This is a genomic window from Enterococcus gallinarum NBRC 100675, assembly GCF_001544275.1.
GTDB classification, from domain to species: Bacteria; Bacillota; Bacilli; order Lactobacillales; family Enterococcaceae; genus Enterococcus_D; species Enterococcus_D gallinarum.
In genome coordinates this window covers 17,598-38,941 of the sequence record NZ_BCQE01000007.1, presented here as the reverse complement: position 1 = coordinate 38,941, position 21,344 = coordinate 17,598, and the positions used below count along the sequence as shown (strand labels likewise).

The following is a 21,344-nucleotide window of genomic DNA, read 5'->3' as shown; positions in this document are numbered from 1 at the left end:
TACCTTTTTTTGTACATGAAGTATATAAGGTAAAATAACGAATTATTTTGTCTAACTAGATGAAAATTCGTTTTCAAACAGCCTATTTTTCCCCACTCAGTTTTTTTCTTTGAAGATAGCAGATAAACCAAAACAATAATTGCTGAATTTGTTTGTCTAGAAGAGAGCAGGGCGTTGAGTAAGGACATGAAAAAAATGGCGGTCGTTAAGATTTTTTTGCTATTTACGGAAATGAAACATTCTGAAAAAACAATCCCTATCATATTGCTGTTTTTAAATATATCGGTTCGTTTGTTATGTAATCCCCTGAGGAAGAAAGTATTTTCTGCTGAAGAAGGGGAACATCACGTCAATTTTTTCACTAGGTAAAGAAAATATTGGTGGGTTTTATTTTTTTTGAGGTGTTATGATTGATCTCGAGAAATTTGAATTTCTCAATCTTTTGTCTCAAAAACCTTCGTTTTTGAGACGCTTACTTATGGGGAACACACTTCATCTGCGCTGTCTAGAGACAAAGGATTTTTGTCTTTATACAAAGTCATTTGTCCGTTTTTTTATTTGCTTATTAAAAACGAAGATTTTTGATTTTAAAAGGTGGAAGGAGGAATGTGTCTAAAAAAATAGACAATAAGAAACGGTCGAACGTTAAACGAGTTTAAAAACGTAGTTATTGCTTATATAGAGTAGGAAACGCATGGTTAATTTCGCTAGTTTATACAAAAGGAGGGAATGATGGAAAAAGTAAAAAAAATGAATCAACTGATTAAATTTCTAGTTGTATTCTCCATTCTTTTATCGCATATTCCTGTAGGTATGGTTTATGCAGAGGAGACCTCTCAATCCAATAATGAGGAAAATACCATCGAATCAAATAGGCAAGAATCAGAACAAGTAATGAATCATTCTGTAGAGCGAAATAATCCCCTAGTCCAGTTAATTGCTAATCCGCCAGAAGGAGGAAATCCTCAACAATTTATGAGTCCAACACCTACGGGATCGATCCCAGGTATAATGGCAAGACCCAATGTTAATTGGCGGTTTGTCAAGTGGGAGATTATTAGCAGCATTGGGGTTTCTGTCAATGATCTTTATGCAGAATCTTCCTGGATCACGGTACAAGGAGCTGGTGAAGCAGTCATTCAAGCAATATATGAACGGATTCCTGGAGGAATAGTGACAGTTAGGCATGTTGATGAATCTGGAAATGAGATTGCGAATACCGTGCTTCTGAATGGCTATCAAGGAGAATCTTATACCGCAGAAGCCAAGACTATTCCAGGTTGGGGGCTAATTGCAGTTCCTGATAATGCTTCAGGAACTTTCTCGAATACAGATCAGACAGTGATCTTTGTTTATCAGCGTCAGCTTTCTTTATGGGGAAACGTTCCTTGGGAGTATGACAGCGACTCAAAAACGATTACTCTATACGGTGGAAACGCTGGTACTGTGGCACAAGCCCCTTGGAAAACGTACACAGATGTAGAACGAATTATTGTTCAGGACCCGGTGATATTGCCGCAAAATTCAAGTCGACTGTTTGAAAATCTATCGAATTTGATCAGCATCAATGGCGCTGAAAAATTTGATACATCGTTAGTTACGACTATGGAACGAATGTTTCAAGGAACATCTGCTTTAAGAGAAGTAGACGTTCGTAATTGGAACACTACACGAGTGACAAACATGATTGGAATGTTTGAATCGGCTAGTGCTTTGACAACATTAGATTTAAATCAGTGGGATACATCTTCTGTAACAAACATGAGACGTATGTTTACAAATGCGCGAGCACTTGTCGATTTGGCTGTCAGTAATCTTGATACATCACAAGTCATAAGTATGGCTGAGATGTTTTATGGTACCACAGCCTTAAGAGAACTCTCCGTTAACAATTGGGACACAGCCCGCGTTGAAACTATGAATAAGATGTTTATGGGAAGTGGTATACGACATTTGGATTTAAATAGTTGGAATACGATGAATGTAACAAATATGGACTGGATGTTTCAGGGAATGACGTCATTAGAAGAAGTTTTTGTTAGTGAATGGAACACCTCAAAAGTAACGAACATGTCCGCTATGTTTGGTTTAACGCCATCTTTAAACAAACTATCAATAGGAAAGTGGAATACATCGAGTGTTACAGATATGAGTGCTATGTTCAGTGGAATTGGTGTAAAAGAGCTGGATGTAGGTGACTGGCAGGTGTCTCGGGTGACCGGTATGTCTTCCATGTTTGCCAATAGCTCGTTGACCGTTTTAGATATTCGAAATTGGGATACGTCTAGTGTGACCAATATTAGTTGGATGTTCAATGGAGCGAGAGATTTAGAGACTCTCTATGTAAGTAATTTCGATACTTCGAGAGTGACCAATATGAATGGTGTTTTTCAAAATGCTAGTTCGATTACTGCTTTGGATTTGAGTAGCTGGTCAACGCAAAGTGTTTCTCCAAATTTCATGAATAATTTTTTTGGCGGTATGTCCTCTCTACGCTCTCTTACTTTAGGGGAACGTAGCATCTTTCAACAAGGTGCAGGATTGCCGGCAATTCCAAGCAACGATGAATTTACCGGCCGGTGGGTTCTAGATGATCCGGTTAGCAATGAACCAATCACTTTTCCTTCTTCAATTCAGTTTATCATTGGCTATGATGGTAGTCATCCCGGGACTTACATCTGGGAGCGGGTAGCACCAGAAGAACTAGTGGCGCAGTTAGCTCCTGTTAGCGATCAGTCTGAATCAATCACCGGATATATGACGGAAGCTGTGGATAGTCTGAAAATCACTTATCAAAATACAGCAGGAAATACAGTGACGATTGATAAAGACTCTCCCCGCATTGAATGGGGAGATTATCACGATATGCAACAAAAGATTCGTCATTTCCAGATTAAATTAGCAGAGAACGAACGTCTAGCAACAGATACAATCGTAACACTTTTTCTTTCAAAACCTTCCGCTAATACAACGGGAGATGTCACAGAAAACCAGAGAGTAATCAAAGGAATTGATTATCGAGCCAACAATATCACAGTGAGTCGCTCAGCCATCAATGCCTTGACATCGAATGAAGAATTAGGTTATCTGATTCTACGAGAAAGTCGTGGAGAGGCAAAGGACTTACTGACTGGAGCTGATTTGTCTAATGATATCCGAGTAATCGAAACAGATGTGACTCGCGAGATTGCCGAAGATGGAACCTACTATGCGCTATTGGAAGTGGGAAACAAAGCGTATCAATTCTTGATAAGCATCGATGTGACAGCTCAATTAGACCATTTAAAGGTTACGATCCCTACAAAAATATTGTTTGAATCCCTTTATGATGAAGAGGAAAGCAATCGCAATTTTGAAAGCTCTGCCTATGAGATCCGCAATCACTCAACGATTCCAGTGGATACTTATGTGAATCAGTTAGTGGTTGAAGATGATGCTGGAATCATTTTACTGCCCGAAGGTGAAAGCCCATTGGACCATGTAGCGCCAGACTTAGGATCGTCGAATTTAGGAGATATCTCGGTGCCGTTGTTAAGGCTCAGTTTAAAAGCAGAAGATGCAGAGGTCCATTTGACTCGTAATATGGATGAACAACACTTCATTCACTTATCTGAAGGTGCTCGTACCTCAATGCTTTTATCAGGAGTTTTCTATGGGCCGTATCCCCGTTGGGTAGCTGATAATCAATTGGAGCAAGGTGGGTATTACCAAGAATCATTAACACCGAAGTATCGGATCATTCTACGCTTTGTTCCAAACTGATCCTGCAAAAAGTTGGAGGTGTTGTTGCAGACACCCATTTTCGAGGAGGTGGAACCATTGGAGCAAACAAAAAAAGCATCTAACAAACATAGAGGATTGCTTTGCTTATTATTACTTGCATTGCTCGCAGGCGGAATTGGTTTGTATTTTTATTTTCAAAAAGGAACAGTACCGATCATCAGTGCAGAGCTATTACCAGAAATCGGTGATGCCAATGATCAACGTCTCTCAGAACGTGCGCAAGAAATTGCAGATGCCAATTATTTTACGTTGCAGATCAACCCAGAAGCAATATTTGAAGATGGAAACAGCTCTGGATCAATCGAGATTGTTAACCCCGGAACAAATGTTTATCCAATTGCGGTTGATATTACCTTATCGAATGGAGAACTTGTCTATTCGTCAGGAGCAATTTATCCCAATCAGTTTGTGGAAAACGTCAATTTGATCACGCCATTAGCTAAGGGAGAATACCAAGCAAAAGCAACAATTAATATTTACGATCCTGAAACGAAAGAAAAGCAAGGGGTCACTGAAGCTGAATTAACGATTATCGTTAAGAATTAAAATCAAACAAAAAGCGAGGAATATAAAATGAAAAAAGCAACAGCGTTATTAAGCACAGCAACAATTGTGGGGATTTTGGCAAGTAGTATACCGGCATTTGCGGAGCAAGTTGTGGATGGACGAACAGGACAAACAACGGGAGATGTTACAGTAAATGGGATTATTGGTGAATTTGACAATACCACCCCTGGACCCAATCCAGAACTGACCGATGATTGGATCAACGTGACAATTCCAACGACGGCATTGTTCTACACGACAGCGTCTTCCAATCATGAAGAAATTGTTTCTCCAACTTACACCATCACCAATAATTCAGCGGTAGGTGTGACTACTTATGTATCCGGTGTAGATACACCTACCGGCATGAGTGAAATTGATTTGCTAGAAGTAAATGGGATTGAATTGTTTGCAAATGGAGCACCTACAGTCTCAGAGACAGAACTATTTACATTGCAAGGAAATCAAGGTTCAACTACTGTAGGCTCATTCTCATTCACAGGAGATGCAAGCCCAAGTAATGCCGCCACAGAGCTAAATCCAAGTTTTAATTTAGTTTTGCGTTTCGCACCAGTCATTTAGTGACGGATCGATTCCTTCTCTAATTTCCGAAGGGAGCAATACAATGAAACGATTATGGAAGTGTTTATATCTGCTGATGATGCTTATTCTCCTAGGAAATATACTTCCACAGACTGTAACAGCAGAAACTCAGAATTGGCTGACTCATGTTCAGAAACAACCCTCTCATCAACTGACGGTCCAGGGACGCGTAGGTGAAGAGCCCGTCAAAAATGATGTACTTGAGAAAGAAAACTCTCAGCCGGAAAAGGATCGGAAAATCATTGTTGCCGATGCATCAAAGATAGGTCGACTGCCTCAAACAGGCTCGATGGGGGAGTATCTCATGTATTTGGGACTAGCACTCCTCGTGTTGTGGGGAATACTGGTTAAAAAAGCAACAGCTCATGGTCAAAGAATGTAATTGTCATATTGGTTAAATTGAAACATGGGGAAAAACTATTTGAAGACTCAAAAAAGAGCCTTCGGATAGTTTTTTTTCGCTGTTTTAATTTGCTTAGACAGTAATTAACTATCATTCTAAAACGATTTCATTTATACTGATTTTAATAGATCATTCAGTGATAGGGGGAAGGAAAGATGTCAAAGTTCCTAGTAGGGATACTTTCTTTGTTAAGTGTCACCATCGTTGGAAGTTGTCATACGACTCGCGAAACAAGTTCAAATGCTGAAATTGATGAATCAAGAACAATCACAGAGTTTGAGGCAGTTCCAGAAGTTGAAAGAATGAATGCCAACAAGTATACCATTCACCAAAAAGCTGGTGAGCGTGTCTTTGTTTTCTCCACGGACTTAAAGACCAAAGATTCAACTCAGTCATTAAGTACCCCATTTTTTAGTACGAACGATAGCCAAAAAATGGAATTGTCTTTTGCTGAGAAAGACCGTCAATTTGAAGTCGCTCTATCTGTCGCAGGAAGTGAGGACATCCAATCTACCAACTCTTTTTCGATTGAACAGAACTATAGTGAGTTTATTCCTTACGAATCAATTAGCGACGGAAAGTTGGGAATGATTGTACTTACTGACGACTCTACGATTATTTCAGAACTCAAAAAAGACCCTGCTGCTGTTGCAAAATTTTTGGATAGTAAGGCTGAATATTATGAGCAATCGCTTATATCTGAATAAGTTCGTTGGAGTAGATGGTTTTTAAACGACTAACTGATTTTTGGTGAGCTGAAACAAGGCTATTTCTTTTAACTCAGGATTATGGGATAATCAGACTGCCCAAAGCTTCTGGGAAAGCTAGGTATTCGTTTTGAATCCTATCAGATGAATCTTATACGGGTTTAAAACTTATTCTAAATCGTTTAGGTGGAATGTGCCAAGATGAAAATAAAAGAAATCAGTGAAAATTATGATATCACGCCTCATACACTTAGGTATTATGAAAAAATCGGTTTATTGTCACCAAAGTATTCTGAGAATGGTTATCGTGATTATTCCTATGAAGAAATCCAACGATTGAATACGATTAGAGATTTGCGATTTTTTGATGTACCTTTAGAGGATATAAAGAAGTATTTAGATACCAAGAACAAGGCTTTAACCAAAGAAATCTTAAATTTTGAGCGTGAACAATTGGATGAGCGGATCAAGGAATTGAAGCAGAAACAAGCGTTGTTACAAGAGAGAATCGATTTACTTGAGTATGCGGAAACCAAGCAAAACCATGAAATCGAAACGGTTTACTATGACGATCGCTATATTGTTTTGAGCCAGGAAAAAAATACATTGGGAAAAGATTTGTATTTTGAGCTCAAACGATTACATAAACAATTTGAAAAAGAATTACATGCCAATAATCAAAATGTATTTGGCACCGTCTTAACCCCTCATGGAGAGACGTTTAAACATCAAGTTTTTTATTGTTTAACCAGTGATCTTTCTGATCAGAAAGCCTTTGTTTTGCCAGCAGGTAATTATGCCTCTATTTACTATACGGGGACCTATAAGAATCGTGGAGCAGCGCTTCGTCAATTAAACGATTATTTAAAGCAACACCAACTTGCAACAATAGGTGACTACTATGAATTTTATTTGATCGACTTTCATGAGACAAATCAACCATCAGAATATGTCAGTAAAATCGAGATTCTCCTTGATCAACCGTAGATAGGTTGATCGGGGAGAATCTTTTTTCGGAGATTTACGATTTTGCCGGAAAAATACGGACAGTCAATATTGCAAATAGAAATTTTCGATTTGCGCCGGTCATGTAGCTGGAGTATTCATTAAAACATATTGATCAGATGCTGCAATCTTCTTTTAAAGAAATTATCCAGAAATATGTACAGATGAATATTGCTCACCCGTTTCGAGAAGAAAATGGACGAAGCACTAGAATTTGGTTGGATCTCATTATTACAACCAAGGACGTCAAAAAGCAACAAGCACACCAAAGAAAAGACAGGTATATGAACGTATTGCTTCTGGAAAGTCGTATAAAGAGATTAAAACCATAACCGGGTTCAGTCAAAGTACGCTTTTCAGGATAAAAAAGAAAATTGAAGAAACTGAAGGGCTATGATAATTAGATGGAGTCCTTAAAAAGATGGAAAAGAAGCGAGGTTGTTTTGACTCGCTTCTTTTTTACTTATATATTGATACTTCTGTTTGATTTGTACAGATCGATCTGAGCTGATAATAAACAAATCATGTCGATTCGAAGTGTTACCCAAAAAGGATCTGATTGTTGGTAGGAACAATTCGATTAGAAAACAATATGAATATTAGGTTTAGCAGGTGACAAGTCCAATCGTATCAAGACTATCAAAAGGCATATTCATTTTCGAGCTTGTGCTTATTATTCGAATGAATTGAACTGTTCAGAATAACTTTCATTCAGAATCACTCGTGTAATGTGCTTTTCCGATTCGACTAATAGAAACAGTAATAAAGCAGGAAGAATGCTTATCAGCATGTTGTTTAAGCTTAATGAAGTGGTGTGGACGATTCCCTGCAGCGGTGGGAAATAAACCATGGCTAATTGTAACAAGGCCATAACTAGCAACGAATAGATCAAGGCTTTGTTTTGCTTGATTTTATTACTGAAGGCAAAGCTAGTGATTTCACGACAATTGAGCATGTAAAATGCCTGACCAAAAACGATCGCATTGATGAGAACGGTTTGTCTTGTCGCTTCATCACTAAATAAATTCATGGTAAGGAATCCAAAAAAGGTCAATAGGATACCAACGTATAGGATTCGAAACAACGTATATTTGGAAATGATTTTCTCATTCATGTCTCGAGGTGCACGGTTCATGATCATTTTGTGCGCGGGTTCAAAGCCTAGCGCATAAGAAAGCGTGATGGATGCGACAAGATTAAGCCAGAGAATCTGAACGGTGGTCAATGGCAAAGGCATGTTTCCCAGCATGGAGACGATCAGTAATAGACCTTGCGCCAAACAAGTTGGTAAATAGAAGAGGATCGTCTTTTTTAGATTGTCAAAAATTCTGCGGCCTTCTCTAATAGCTTTGGCAATCGTCGCAAAATTATCATCGATCAGAATCATGTCTGCCGCTTGTTTACTTACGTCGCTCCCTTTGATCCCCATAGCAATGCCGACATCGGCTTTTCTAAGTGCGGGGGCATCATTTACGCCATCGCCCGTCATCCCTACGATCTCACCTTGTTCTTGTAGGGAAGTCACGATTTGAAGTTTGTGCTCTGGTGTAGTCCGGGCAAAAATATTGGTGTTTTTCACAACGGTTTGCCATTCTTCTGCTGACAAACGATCCAATTCAGTACCAGTAATTGCTCGATCAGCATGATTGATTCCTAGTTGCTGGGCGATCGCTTTGGCTGTTGTAGGGTGGTCTCCGGTAATCATTACTACTCTGACACCCGCTTTTTTACAGTCTGCGACAGCCTCGATCGCGGATTCTTTCGGCGGATCAATAATACCTGCTAGTCCGGTCATTACTAGATCATTTATTTCGTCATGGGTTAATAGGGTATCGTTTGCTACATCCTTGTAGGCAAAAGCGATCACACGCTGACCTTCAGAAGCAAAAGATGAGTTGACTTGTTCCCATTGCAGGCGATCAAATTTTTGCATAGTTCCATCGATATGAGCTGCGGAAACTTTCGTCATAATGACGTCCGGCGCTCCTTTGACAAAAATACGTTTCTTGCCATTTATTCTATGACTCGTTGCCATATATTTATATTTTGAATCAAAGGGCAATGTCTCTACACTTTCTATTCGTTGGGCACCGATCCGATTCGTCCACTTTAACAAGGCTAACTCTGTGGCATTTCCTGTAACTGGACAATGAACATCCTCAAAGCTTTGCGTTTCTTGACAATTTTGCATGATCTCTGCGAGCAGTTCATTCTTCGAATAATCTTCCTGGTTTGTCTTCAACACATCAATCACCTGATTGTTTGTAAACAAAGTAGTTAACGTCATGTCGTTTTTTGTTAAAGTACCAGTCTTATCAGAACAAATCACTGTCATGGATCCAAGAGTTTCTACTGTGGGCAATCCTTTCACGATTGCGTTTTGCTGAGACATATTTTTTACTCCAGAAGACAGAATGATCGTCAAGATTGATGGCAATCCTTCAGGAATAGAAGAGACGATCAGTGCAATGATTGCCGAAACGATATACATGATGCTCATATCGTAAATAAAATAGCTGATCAGTCCGAGCAAGAAAATGAACAGTCCAATTCCTTTAAAGATCGCATGATTCATTTCATTGACTTTTTTCAGTAAAGGCGTTTCTTTCACTTCAATCGATGCTAATGATGCATTGATTTTGCCAATCTCAGTCTCGGAACCAATCGCAACAACGATCCCTTTTCCTGTCCCTGATTGGACTTGCGTTCCAGAGTAAGCCATATTGGTTCGATCGGCTAAAGCTGTATGCTCATCTAAGCGAGGGACTGTCTTAACGACGGCATCTGGCTCGCCTGTCAAAATCGACTCATCGATTTTCAATTCATTCACGGATTCGATTCGTAAATCAGCAGGGATAATATCGCCTGGTGCCAAATAGACACGATCACCAGGAACCAGCTCTTCGGCATCGATAGAAATTCTACCATCCTTGGATTCGATAGTTGCCTTGGAACTGAGAAGTTTTGTGATACTTGATAACGATTCGTCTGCCTTTCTTTCTTGGTAATAACCGATCAGGGCATTCAAGATAACAACTAATAAAACGATTGCGCCTTCAATAAAACTTCCTGTAATAAATTTTAAAACAGAAGCACCGATCAAGACATACATCAGTGCGTCATTGAAGTATGAAAAAAACTTTTTCCATTCTGGTGTTTTTTCTGCAGCAGTAAGTCTATTTTTTCCATGGGTTAGTTGATAATTTGTACGTATCTTCGGTGTGATAAGTTCGGTACTCGTTTCAGATCGTACTGCTTCGATTTCTAAATTATGCCAATGTTTCATTTTTTTCCCTCCATATTCTTTACATACTCAGCATAAAGGTTAGAGCCGTTCTAAGGTCAACGGTTATTTTTGACTTTTTGAAAAAAGAGTCCGTTTCCTCTTTTTTTATAAGATGTGAACGATACTTAGTTCTAGAATCTGTTTGGGATCAATAGCTTCAGACGAGGAAAAAATCAATGATTGTTTTCTATCAAAGAATAGGATACGATGAATAAAACTTTTTGATTATGAAGGGTGAGGATGGAATGGGAACCAAGGGCTTGATTTTTGACTTTGACGGGACGTTAGGCGATTCAAGAGAATGTGGGATATTAGCTACTCAAAAAGCCTTTAGTGAAATGGAATTAACGATTCCCGATGAAAAAACGATCGAATACTATATGGGGATTCCTATTGAAAAGTCTTTTCTGGAGATGGCAGACAAACAGTTATCGGAAGAGGAGTTAAAGGAACTTCTCACCATTTTTCGAAGCCATTATCAATTTTTTGAAGAAAAGTCGCTTAAGGTTTTTGATGGCATTCCTGAATTACTGACAATTCTTAAAGAGCAAGGGATCAAATGTTTTGTTGTTTCCAGTAAGAAAACCGATATATTGAATCGGAATTTGAAGGGGTTAGGCATTGCTGCTTTTTTTGCCGAGACGATCGGATCAGATAAAGTGACGCACTACAAGCCCCATCCTGAAGGGATAACTTTGATTTTAAAAAATCATGCATTGCAAAAAGAAGAGGTTAGGATGATCGGTGATGCTACCTTTGATATCGAGATGGGGCAAGCAGCCGGTGTGGGCACCGTCGCTGTTGCCTGGGGAAGCCATACGAAAGAAGCCTTGTTAGGCGTTGGTCCGGACTTCTTCATTGAGCATCCACTGGATTTGATTGGAACACTTTAAAGCTGGTTTGCTATTTGGTCAATAAGTGGATGGATTTCCAACCTTTTTAAATGACGTTTTTCTGCTTTTATTGAAGGGGAGAAACGTTTTTTTATGTATGCATGGCTACTTACTGTTCAGATAAAGGGAGAAAGATTCTTTGAAGGAACTGAAAAAGATTAGAATATGATAGAATTTTCAGAAAAAATAGATTATTTTTTCAATTTTTTGTTGCATTAGGTTATTTAACTGTGTATGATCTGGGCAAGGAGTCTAGCTCCGTTATTTTTTTGAAACCAGTTATAAAAAATGATGATTTTTTTGATTGATTTCATTTATGCCTATCAGAGAAACAAGGAGGATCATATGAAAGAAGAAAATCAATTAAAAAGACAAATGAAAACTCGCCACATTACCATGTTGGCTCTTGGAGGAGCGATTGGAGCTGGTCTCTTCAAAGGAAGTGGAGAAGCGATCGACTTAGCCGGACCTTCGGTATTACTCGCCTTTATTTTTTGTGGCCTTATTTTATTTATGGTGATGACAGGACTTGGAAAGCTGGTTCTAGAAGATCAAAAGCAACATGGTCTTTCTGGATTGGTCCAACCGTATCTTGGATTACATACAGCTGACTTTATCGATTGGCTCTACTGGTCGATGTGGATGATCAACATCATTGCCGAAGCAGTGGCAGCTGCCAGTTTTTTGCAGCTTTGGTTTCCCAATATTCCGGCGTGGATCTTTGTTTTGATACTGGCTCTTTTAACGACAGCCATCAACCTTTTCTCCGTACGTTTGTTTGCAGAAACGGAGTATTGGCTCTCCTGGGCAAAAATCAGCGTAGTGATTGCGTTGATCATTATTGGAATCTATCTAGTCGGCACACAACTACTTGATATTGGCTTCTTGCCGACCTTTAGTCAAATCACTGACCATGGTGGTTTTGCCCCTCATGGGATTCAAGGATTTATCAACTCATTGCTAGTAGTTATTTATTCCTATGGTGGCTCAGAATTGGTGGCAATCACGATCAGTGAAGCAGAAAATCCGAAAAAAGCGATTCCTAAAGCGATCAGAGGGGTCATGACACGGATCACGGCTTTTTATATTATTCCGTTATTTCTATTACTGATTATCTACCCATGGAATCAGTTAGCGGATCCGAATGTGAGTCCATTCGTGATGGTCTTTCAAAAGATTCATTTGCCTTTCGCATCGGACATCGTGAATTTGGTAATCATTCTGGCTTTATTTTCTTCGATCAATTCAGGAATCTATGCGTCTTCGCGAATCTTGTATTTCCGAATGAGCAACAATGGCAATGCTAAGCATAAATTTATTGCTTTAAATAAAAATAGTGTCCCGCAACGAGCAATCATGTTTTGTAGTGGAACGTTATACTTAGGTGTTGTGCTTTCCTATTTTTTAGGAGACAAATTGTTTGGTTATTTAGCTGGCTCTCTTTCCTACACTGTTCTTTTGATCTGGCTATTGATCAGTCTGGCCGCTTTTGTCTTAGCCATTAAGCAAAAAAATCTTTTTCGTAAAGGCTATTTAAGTTTGGCGATTGTTTCTCTCGTCTTGCTGTTTCTGGGGATTCTGATCACAAATTCGATTGCCGTCACTGGTTTTACAGCGGTGTTATATGCAATCATTTTTCTCAGCTTTTATCGTCAACATAATCGGAAAGAAAGCAATCTTTGAAATAATAAATAAAGCAACGAATGAAGCAACGAGCAATCAATCGTAGTTATCGTTTGGTGGAAAGACGAAAAAACTGCTACCTCTGTTTTTGAGAGGTAGCAGTTTTTTATTTAGCTGACTTGACAACGAGCAAACCAACTTGTTCACTACTGTGAAGATTTCCGTTATATTCTCTAAAGCCATCGCGGACGATAACTGAATAATCCGCCTTCAGTTCGATGACAACTTTTAGCACTTTGATAAGGGCATGATCGTAGATATTTCCATTGATCACGACCTTTGTGCCATTCTCAGAAATTTGGTCTTTTAATTTATGACATAACTGATCAGGGGATCTTAATAATTCATGGATTGTGATGAAGTAGATGATTTCGTTAGGGGAGTGGCCTAAAAAAATATCTTTTTCCACGGTTTGCTTTGTGGATTGCTGCATTTGTTGTTTTAAATAATCATCGATTCTGGACACTCATCTGTTCTCCTTACATATAGAAATAATAAAAACGAGGGGTAGCGCGTTAATGAATTTCATGAGGTTTAAATAGTTGGGAGGAGTGGCAATCATTTGTTGATTCAGGCAAAATGTGCGTTATCATTTTGCCTTTTCATTGACTAGCTCTATCCAAAACATTGAAGTAGACAACAAATGACCCAACCAACTAACTCAACAATCAACTATCAATTGTAGAAACATTTCTTAGTATCAACCTCCTTATTCTTTCTTTGTTGCTAAGTGTCACTAATAATAAGAATCGGTTGATTCTTCAAAAAATTAATCAGAAAAGTATTTATGAGAACGATGGCAGGTTGAGAGCTGATTTTTCGAAGGTGTGAAGCTTTTTAGAGAAGCACTGCTTGGAAAGAAATTGTAGTGAAAAAAATTACTTTGACTGGAGATTATCTATCAAGACCATCCGAATGCTAGCAAAAAAACAATCTGTCAGCCAATTTGGAATAGTGACAGATTGCTTATACGATTGTTTGTCAGCATCAGGTAAGAGATAATTGTCTTCCTCCAACAAACTCTAACTGGAACTAACGAATGCTGTAGCAAGAAGGGGGTTTAGGGAGCAGGATATCCTATTTTTCTCAATGAATAACTGCATGCTTGAGTTTCAATGGTGCGGACGATTTTGCTGGGTCAGCTCCTCGAGGGCTTGATGGATCGCCAACAAATCAGGTAGTGTGATCTGGGCATTGATCAGTAATACAGGGACTTTTTCAAAGGTTTCAGTCAACGGTGTGGTACTTAAGCAAAGATCATAGGCCTCTTGGTCAAAGTGTTCGCGAATATCGATATTATAAAAGCCTTGAAAAGGCATTTTGATCAGTTTTTTTATTGTCAGTGAAACGGCTAAAGGTAAATCCGTTTCGAGTTTGATTCTGATTTGTTTCTGAAACGCGGCTGGTGATACCACTTGCGTCCAAGCCGTTGCGACATGCAATGCAAGTCCTTTGCGATTGAGTGGTTCATCATGATACAAGCTTGTCTGCTCTAAAAGTTTTTCTGACTGCATCCGCAATTCTGGGAAATGTTCTGCGAGAAATTGGACGGTGTCATAGCCTGCCAACGTATGATCGGTTTTTCCAAAAAGCGCAATGGAGAGAATGCCATTTAAAATGGTGTTCAACATCAAATTTTTCTGAGAGGTTGGGAATGTTTTTCTCTCATGATGTGATGTCATTGAAGCAATCACTTCTTGAATGGCAGTAGGGGTCTTCTCCACCTCATTCGAAGAAAAATAAGTCTCTAGCTGAGATTCCTTAAATGTACGGTCAAGATTGGATTGCAGCCAAAGAAAACAAAAACGGCGTTCGTTTTCTGGTAGAAAGAAGTGTTCGGATAATTCTTCTGCTAAGCGATTGAATATGGGCGTATTTTGATCAGTCAGTTGTCGAAACAACTGCAAGTCTTCACCTGCGAGAAAAGGTGCCACCTCCAATGAATCTGTTGGGAGCGACTGCCCTTTGCGAAAGCGTAAAATAGTGACGGCTAGAATATACGTCGTCATTCTTAATTCGATTTTATTGAAAGGAATCTGGTTATTCTGATAGAAATCTTGAGCGATCGTTTCGCATTTTTTTTGCGAGAGTCCCTTGAACGGCCATTGCAACCCAGAGAATGTCCGCCAAAAGAAGGCGACCATAAAATATCTGATACGTGCTTCGTTGCCAATCAATCGGACCATGCCTTTTTGTTTTCGCAAAGAAAAGCCAAGAGGAGTCAATGCGTTTTCTAATTCATAAATTCTTTTACGAACAGTCGATTCAGAGAAAAAATTGTTAGCAGCAAATTGGATCAAGTTGATCTCATTTTGCAGCAACAGGGTTTTAAGTAGTTGAAAAAAAGGATTGGATGCTAAAAGCTGACTCGTCAATCGTTTATAGTCTGTTTTGGTGCCGCTGAATTTATACCCGGATCCGTGTTTGGCAATTAGGATCTCATTTTTTTCTTCTTGATTGTTTGCCAGCTGTTTGGTCAATGAGTCAAAGCTCTTTTGGACAGAACGACGATCGAGACCTAATGTTTGACTGATTTCTTCTATAGGGACAAAGCGTTTTTGCAAATACAAAAAGCGCAGTAACTCGACGTCTTTTTTGAGGCCACTCCCAAAAAATGTATGGAATCGCTCCATCGATTTGCCTCCGATCTAGTAATTTTTTTGTATCAATTTTCTCTCATGATAGCACAAAAAAGGATATTTATTTGTATTTGAGTTTTGCATTTTTTTGCCTCTTTTGTTTGTCAAAACAAACTACAATTTGGTTTGGCAAATTTCGTCCACAAGTGAACGACGATTCTCCCTTCGAATGAGTGGACATGAAGTAAAGGAGTGTAAGAAATGAAAGTTAACAAAATAAAATCAAGTAAGAGTTTGGCTTTTTTACTATTAACTATTGGATTGATGATCACTTGCATGAGTCTACAAGCAAATGCTGACACCTATGATTTTGATTATCAAAACAATCAATCTGGTCAATACATTACTGATGGTGTCGAACAAGGGGATACCTATAATTATGATTACGGCAATGCGCCGGGAGTCGATTTTGATAATGAAAACTATGTGAACTATCATGATGAAGCTTATGTAAAGAAGAGTGTCAAAGAGGTAGCTGGGCAACAAGGTCTCTTTGACGTCACTTTAGATGTGAAAGGGAATCAAATAGATAATCCAGTTGATCTTGTCCTTGTGATTGATTACTCATCCTCTATGAAAGGAGAAAAATTAACCAATGCCTTAAAAGGGCTGCAACAATTTGGTGAGGAATTAGGAGATTCCCTGTCAAACGGCTCTATTCGTATCGGAATTGTTGCCTATAATCGAACAACTTATTCTACGAATGGCTTCTCCACAGACATCGATTATCTGCAAAATTTTTTACAGCATACGGCGGAATCACACTCAGGAACATTTATGCAAAAAGGCTTGATGGAGGGACAACGTCTGCTCCTTGAACAAAGTCGACCTGAAGCTGAAAAGATGTTTATCCATATTGGCGATGATAGTGCCAATCGCAGCTATTTGCCTGCTGAAAATGCAACTGTGTATCCCAATACAGGAAAGATCGATGATTACAATGGCTATCATACTAGCAGCTATACCAAAGCTTTCCAAACAGCTAATCCTCAATACCATACAACAAGTAAGACTTCAACAGATAGTTTAGCAGTTCCAGTCAGCAGTCAAGTGGTGACTGATGAAACATTAGGAACGATCGTTGACATCAAGGAATCGAACTTTACGGTTTATTCAGTGGCAACGGCACCTTCGGCAAGGGGCGAATACATTGCCCGTAATCTTGCTACTGCACCGGCTAATTATTTGACGACGGACGAAAATCTTAGCGGTCTTGGTTCAGCATTGAAAGAAATTGCGAACCACATTGATAAAACGATTCCCAATGGGACGATCACAGACCCTATGGGGGAAAGCATCCTTTTACAAGGAGTCAGTATGTTTGATAATAGCCACTATCAATTGGTCGGGTGGCGCAAAAATGATCAAGGAGCATGGATCCAAGCTCCTGAAATTGTTGCAGCAGTTCAAGTAACTGAAGCTAATCAAACCATCTCTGTTAGCAACATCGCGTTAGGTGAAAATGAAAAACTTACCCTAACTTATCAGGTTCGAATAAATACAGAATCCGCTGAGTTTCAAGGAGAAACATGGGTCTTGTGTAACGGACGCACGACATTAACAACAGGAAGTGATGGTGAATATTTAGATTTTCCTATTCCATCCATCAAGGCACCTGTCGTAGAATTGAAAATTATGAAGAAGTGGGTCAATGTTCCTGATGCTGAGATTCCTGATCAGATCGAATACCAAGTCAAAAGAACAACCACCGTTAGTGCTGAAAGTTGGCAAACGTCAGATAGTTTAACCTTGAATAAAGGCGAGGGCTATCAAGGAACACGCACAAAAGTCCCAGTTGAAGGCCAAAACGTAGTATTACCAAAGTACAATAACCAAGGGGAAGATTTCTTTTACACTGTCGAAGAAGTCAATGTTCCAGATGACTTTGAAAGTGCGGTAACCAATGAGGATGGTACCATCATTATTACCAATACTAAAAAAGAAACATCGAGTACCACCGAGCCAAGCGTTACCGAACCAAGCGTAACGGAGCCAAGTACGACAGAGCCAAGTACGACAGAGCCAAGTACGACAGAGCCAAGTACGACAGAGTCAAGCACGACAGAGTCAAGCACGACGGAACCAAGTACGACAGAGCCAAGTACGACAGAGCCAAGTACGACAGAGCCAAGTACGACGGAACCAAGCACGACAGAGCCAAGTACGACAGAGCCAAGTACGACAGAGCCAAGTACGACAGAGCCAAGTACGACAGAGCCAAGTACGACAGAGCCAAGTACGACAGAGCCAAGTACGACAGAGCCAAGTATGACAGAGTCAAGCACGATGGAACCAAGCACGACGGAACCAAGTAGCACAGAACCAAGCGTCACAGAGCCAAGTACGACAGAGCCAAGCACGACGGAACCAAGTAGCACAGAACCAAGCACGACGGAACCAAGTAGCACAGAACCAAGTACTACGGAGCCAAGTGTCACGGAACCAAGCACGACGGAACCAAGTACGACGGAACCAAGTATGACAGAACCAAGTGTCACAGAATCAAGCGTAACGGAGTCAAGCAGCACAGAACCAAGTACGACGGAACCAAGTATGACAGAACCAAGTGTCACAGAATCAAGCGTAACGGAGTCAAGCAGCACAGAACCAAGTACTACGAAACCAAACACAACTGATTCGTCCATGTTAGGGACTCAGAACAATCAATCAGGATCAAGTCACTCTGCTACATTAAACGCTTCAAATAAAACGAATGATAAAAAACTTCCACAGACAAATGATGAGAAGGCGAGTTGGATGCTTGTCCTCGGCATCATGATTGTGAGTGTTATAGGTGGGACAATTATCATACGCATGAAATAACTATCTATCTTTCACGATTAAATCGTGTTCTCAGCTAGGCTTTTGCCTAGCTTTTTTTGTTTATGCTCAGTAAAAACTCAAATTTTTTTGATAAACAGTATATAACACTTGATAACAGTTGTGTGCTGTTATATACTGTTTGTAACGAGAAGGGGGAAGAAAATGTGAGATTGATTATTAATACTTCCTTAATGGTGCCGATTTATGAGCAGATTGTCGATCAAATCAAAGGGCATATTCGTAGTGGCGAGCTTAATGAAAATGATCCTCTACCATCTGTTCGGACGCTTGCAAAAGAATTGAAAATCAGTGCATTAACGGTCAAAAAAGCCTATGACACATTGGAAGCAGAAGGCTTTACCATAACTGTTCATGGCAAAGGAACCTATGTAGCTGCCACTAATAAAGAGCTTCTACTGGAAGAGCAAAAAAAAGAACTAGAAAAGGAATTGGAGCAAGCAATTCAAAAAGGGCGACGTTGCGGGATTAGTGATGAAGAGATAAAAAGTTTGTTTGAATTGATATTGGAGGGTTGAAACATGTTGAAAATTGAGCATCTAAAAAAGCAGTATGATAATTTTTCTCTTGATTGTTCATTAGAAGTTCAAAAAGGTACTATCACAGGGGTGATTGGTCAAAATGGAGCAGGTAAAAGTACTACGTTTAAAGCGGCGCTTGGTTTAATTCCTTTTGATAGTGGGAAGATCACACTTTTAGGTAAGGATAGTAAAGAACTCACCCCAAAAGAGAAGCAAAAGTTAGGTGTTGTTTTATCCGATTCTGGCTTCAGCGGCTATTTAAGGATTAAAGATATTATTCCTATTTTGCGGACAATGTATAGCGAATTTGACGAAGACTTTTTTACTGAACAAATTCAGCGATTCCAACTCCCAGTGGATAAAAGACTCAACGACTTTTCAACAGGGATGAAAGCAAAACTAAAAGTATTAGTAGCTATATCGCATCACGCTAAATTGTTGCTTTTAGATGAACCGACAGCTGGCTTGGACGTGATTGCTAGAGATGAATTACTTTTGATGTTGAGAGAGTTTATGGAAAAAGATGAAGAGTGTGCGATTTTGATCAGTTCCCATATCTCTAGTGATTTAGAAACACTTTGTGATGATCTTTATATGATCCATGATGGACGAATGATCTTACACGAAGAGACCGATGTCTTGTTAAGTGATTATGCACTATTGAAAGTTGATCCGGAGCAATACAAAGAACTGGATAAACAATTTATACTCCGATACAAAGAAGAAAGCTATGGCTATAGTTGTTTAACGAATCAAAAACAATTTTATATGGAGAATTTTCCTAAAATAGTCATTGAAAAAGGATCAATTGATGAAGTGATTATGATGATGGTAAGGGGGCGTGAATAATGACAGGTTTGTTGGTAAAAGATTTTAAATTGATGGCCACACAAAAAAATTTCTTTTTGGTTATTCTTTTGATTGCAATAGGAATGATCTCGTTTACAGAGGATGTATCATTCCCACTAGGCTTCTTAACCTTTGTGCTTTCTTTATTCACATTAAGCACCATCAGCTATGATGAATTTGACAATGGATATGCGTTTTTATTCACTTTACCTATTACTCGAGTGGGCTATGTGCTAGAAAAATATTGTCTAGGATTTCTACTGGGATTTAGTTCATGGCTTTTGGCAACTTTCTTAGGATTGATTGCAACAGTTGTTAGAGATACTACTTCTCTCACTGAGATCTGGCAGATTGCAGCAATGATTTTGCCTGTTATGATCATCATCCAGTCTCTCATGATTCCCTTCCAACTAAAGTTTGGCGGCGAAAAGGGCAGAATTGCCATTATTGCTGCTGTTGGACTTCTGGTAGTCGCTGGTGTTGTGATTGTAAAAGGGGCAAAGCTCTTCTTTAACGTTGATCTGATTGCTCAATTGAATACATTGCCCATTGTCAGCATAGGAATGCTCTTTCTTATTGCATTAGTAATTGCTCTGCTACTTTTGGCACTCTCTGTAAGGATCAGTATTTCGATTATGAAAAAGAAACAATTCTAAAGAGTTCTTTTTTGAATAAAAGAGAATACGTGTCAGAAAAGCAGATGAAACGAACTGAGGGAACAAATCAGCCATTCGCCAGATAGAGGATACGTATGTTGTTCCTTCTGACCATATTGAAAGAAACACGGAATGTATTGAGAACACACTCTTAGAATGCAATTTGCTAAGACGTTCTTGTAACCAAATATTTACTTAAAGATAAATGCAAATTGCAATAAGTCATTCAAGTACTAATCAAAATAATTTATCATTTCATCACAACTAAAAACGGGTATCGCCCTCACTCACAGACAATTCTTCTATAGGAAATCAACTGATACAAGACTGTGAACGATAGTTAAAGACTAAGAGATTCGTAGCATGAATTGCTGATCTCTTAGTCTTTTTATCTGCTCCGCAGGAATCATTTAAAAGTAGAAAATTTTGCGATAAAGGTAAATAATAGTTGTTTTAGTATCTACATTAAAATATTTTAATATAAAACGGCGATATGTTATAATCTTTTTTAACTCATAAATGTCAGAAAATTTAGATAAAATCCTGGTAACTTTTATTTTTACTGAGAATTGCTGCAGACCTTAATAAGTGAAATATCGTACAACCTTTTACACAAAAACAGTGATTCAACACAAAAATTCTCATCATTTATCCATAAATAAGAAAGGGGAAAAGCTATTTAAAAGGCCTAAATAAGCAGTTCTGATACTATCCTGTAATCTTTCACTGAATTTTACTGGATAAGTAAGTCTAGGCTAATACAGAGCGAATAAGAAATTTTCTTTAATCGATAAGCAAAAAAATAAAAGAGGAATTCTAGTGTTGAGAATGACAAAGGGATATTGCTTGCAAAAATAAATGAATATGACATATACTGATGGACTGCCTATTTGATTAGAATAGAATGATAATAAATAAGGTAGAGATGA

At 38.9% G+C, this 21,344-nt stretch carries 15 protein-coding genes and 2 pseudogenes; 14 read left to right on the top strand and 3 right to left on the bottom strand.

From position 1 onward, the window contains the following. Positions 1-732: 732 nt before the first annotated feature. From EG2_RS05145 to EG2_RS19105, 8 genes and pseudogenes are all read left to right on the top strand, one after another. Positions 733-3,762: a BspA family leucine-rich repeat surface protein gene (locus tag EG2_RS05145; RefSeq protein ID WP_060813803.1), complete on the top strand. Its 3,030-nt coding sequence runs from the start codon at positions 733-735 to the stop codon at positions 3,760-3,762. A 57-nt stretch (positions 3,763-3,819) separates the two neighbouring features. Next, on the top strand, positions 3,820-4,329 hold the full coding sequence (locus EG2_RS05140) for a hypothetical protein (RefSeq protein WP_060813802.1): 510 nt from the start codon (positions 3,820-3,822) through the stop codon (positions 4,327-4,329). 27 nt (positions 4,330-4,356) lie between these two features. Continuing rightward, on the top strand, positions 4,357-4,911 hold the full coding sequence (locus EG2_RS05135; protein ID WP_060813801.1) for a hypothetical protein: 555 nt from the start codon (positions 4,357-4,359) through the stop codon (positions 4,909-4,911). A 43-nt stretch (positions 4,912-4,954) separates the two neighbouring features. Then, the gene (locus EG2_RS05130) at positions 4,955-5,314 is read left to right on the top strand and encodes an LPXTG cell wall anchor domain-containing protein (RefSeq protein ID WP_060813800.1); all 360 of its coding nucleotides are present in this window, start codon (positions 4,955-4,957) and stop codon (positions 5,312-5,314) included. Between the two features lie 176 nt (positions 5,315-5,490). Next, the gene (locus EG2_RS05125) at positions 5,491-6,042 is read left to right on the top strand and encodes a hypothetical protein (RefSeq protein ID WP_060813799.1); all 552 of its coding nucleotides are present in this window, start codon (positions 5,491-5,493) and stop codon (positions 6,040-6,042) included. 201 nt (positions 6,043-6,243) lie between these two features. Next, a complete protein-coding gene (locus EG2_RS05120; RefSeq protein ID WP_060813798.1) occupies positions 6,244-7,029 on the top strand; it encodes a MerR family transcriptional regulator in 786 nt (261 codons plus the stop codon). Between the two features lie 8 nt (positions 7,030-7,037). Beyond that, positions 7,038-7,280 (top strand): annotated as a pseudogene (locus EG2_RS18755) (Fic family protein); the annotation flags it as partial. Further along, positions 7,280-7,444: pseudogene (locus tag EG2_RS19105) on the top strand (recombinase family protein); the annotation flags it as partial. The pseudogenes EG2_RS18755 and EG2_RS19105, both read left to right, overlap by 1 nt. 276 nt (positions 7,445-7,720) lie before the next feature. Here EG2_RS19105 and EG2_RS05110 read toward each other — a convergent pair. Further along, the gene (locus EG2_RS05110) at positions 7,721-10,333 is read right to left on the bottom strand and encodes an HAD-IC family P-type ATPase (RefSeq protein ID WP_060813797.1); all 2,613 of its coding nucleotides are present in this window, start codon (positions 10,331-10,333) and stop codon (positions 7,721-7,723) included. Positions 10,334-10,578: 245 nt separating this feature from the next. On the opposite strand from EG2_RS05110, the gene EG2_RS05105 reads away from it, so the two are divergent. Then, entirely contained in the window at positions 10,579-11,226 is a 648-nt protein-coding gene (locus tag EG2_RS05105; RefSeq protein WP_060813796.1) for an HAD family hydrolase, read from the top strand. 345 nt (positions 11,227-11,571) lie between these two features. Continuing rightward, complete coding sequence (locus tag EG2_RS05100; RefSeq protein WP_060813795.1) at positions 11,572-12,909, top strand: amino acid permease; 1,338 nt, start codon at positions 11,572-11,574, stop codon at positions 12,907-12,909. Between the two features lie 106 nt (positions 12,910-13,015). On the opposite strand, the gene EG2_RS05095 is transcribed toward EG2_RS05100, so the two are convergent. Further along, entirely contained in the window at positions 13,016-13,375 is a 360-nt protein-coding gene (locus EG2_RS05095; RefSeq protein ID WP_060813794.1) for a hypothetical protein, read from the bottom strand. 646 nt (positions 13,376-14,021) lie between these two features. Then, entirely contained in the window at positions 14,022-15,542 is a 1,521-nt protein-coding gene (locus tag EG2_RS05090) for a helix-turn-helix domain-containing protein (RefSeq protein ID WP_060813793.1), read from the bottom strand. A gap of 207 nt (positions 15,543-15,749) precedes the next feature. Between EG2_RS05090 and EG2_RS05085 the strand changes: the two genes are divergently transcribed. The 4 genes from EG2_RS05085 to EG2_RS05070 all read left to right on the top strand — a co-directional run bounded on the left by EG2_RS05085 (position 15,750) and on the right by EG2_RS05070 (position 20,415). Then, entirely contained in the window at positions 15,750-18,371 is a 2,622-nt protein-coding gene (locus EG2_RS05085) for a VWA domain-containing protein (protein WP_060813792.1), read from the top strand. A gap of 164 nt (positions 18,372-18,535) precedes the next feature. Next, complete coding sequence (locus EG2_RS05080; RefSeq protein ID WP_060813791.1) at positions 18,536-18,907, top strand: GntR family transcriptional regulator; 372 nt, start codon at positions 18,536-18,538, stop codon at positions 18,905-18,907. A 3-nt stretch (positions 18,908-18,910) separates the two neighbouring features. Continuing rightward, positions 18,911-19,759, top strand: a complete 849-nt coding sequence (locus EG2_RS05075) for an ABC transporter ATP-binding protein (RefSeq protein ID WP_060813790.1) — start codon at positions 18,911-18,913, stop codon at positions 19,757-19,759. Continuing rightward, a complete protein-coding gene (locus EG2_RS05070) occupies positions 19,759-20,415 on the top strand; it encodes an ABC-2 transporter permease (protein WP_060813789.1) in 657 nt (218 codons plus the stop codon). The genes EG2_RS05075 and EG2_RS05070 overlap by 1 nt, the downstream gene beginning before the upstream one ends. Positions 20,416-21,344 lie beyond the last annotated feature (929 nt).

Coding starts and splice junctions, on each gene's coding strand:
- EG2_RS05130 (WP_060813800.1), top strand. CDS start 4,955: ATGAAACGATTATGGAAGTGTTTATATCTGCTGATGATGCTTATTCTC.
- EG2_RS05075 (WP_060813790.1), top strand. CDS start 18,911: ATGTTGAAAATTGAGCATCTAAAAAAGCAGTATGATAATTTTTCTCTT.
- EG2_RS05070 (WP_060813789.1), top strand. CDS start 19,759: ATGACAGGTTTGTTGGTAAAAGATTTTAAATTGATGGCCACACAAAAA.
- EG2_RS05105 (WP_060813796.1), top strand. CDS start 10,579: ATGGGAACCAAGGGCTTGATTTTTGACTTTGACGGGACGTTAGGCGAT.
- EG2_RS05120 (WP_060813798.1), top strand. CDS start 6,244: ATGAAAATAAAAGAAATCAGTGAAAATTATGATATCACGCCTCATACA.
- EG2_RS05085 (WP_060813792.1), top strand. CDS start 15,750: ATGAAAGTTAACAAAATAAAATCAAGTAAGAGTTTGGCTTTTTTACTA.
- EG2_RS05090 (WP_060813793.1), bottom strand. CDS start 15,542: ATGGAGCGATTCCATACATTTTTTGGGAGTGGCCTCAAAAAAGACGTC.
- EG2_RS05135 (WP_060813801.1), top strand. CDS start 4,357: ATGAAAAAAGCAACAGCGTTATTAAGCACAGCAACAATTGTGGGGATT.
- EG2_RS05145 (WP_060813803.1), top strand. CDS start 733: ATGGAAAAAGTAAAAAAAATGAATCAACTGATTAAATTTCTAGTTGTA.
- EG2_RS05125 (WP_060813799.1), top strand. CDS start 5,491: ATGTCAAAGTTCCTAGTAGGGATACTTTCTTTGTTAAGTGTCACCATC.
- EG2_RS05100 (WP_060813795.1), top strand. CDS start 11,572: ATGAAAGAAGAAAATCAATTAAAAAGACAAATGAAAACTCGCCACATT.
- EG2_RS05110 (WP_060813797.1), bottom strand. CDS start 10,333: ATGAAACATTGGCATAATTTAGAAATCGAAGCAGTACGATCTGAAACG.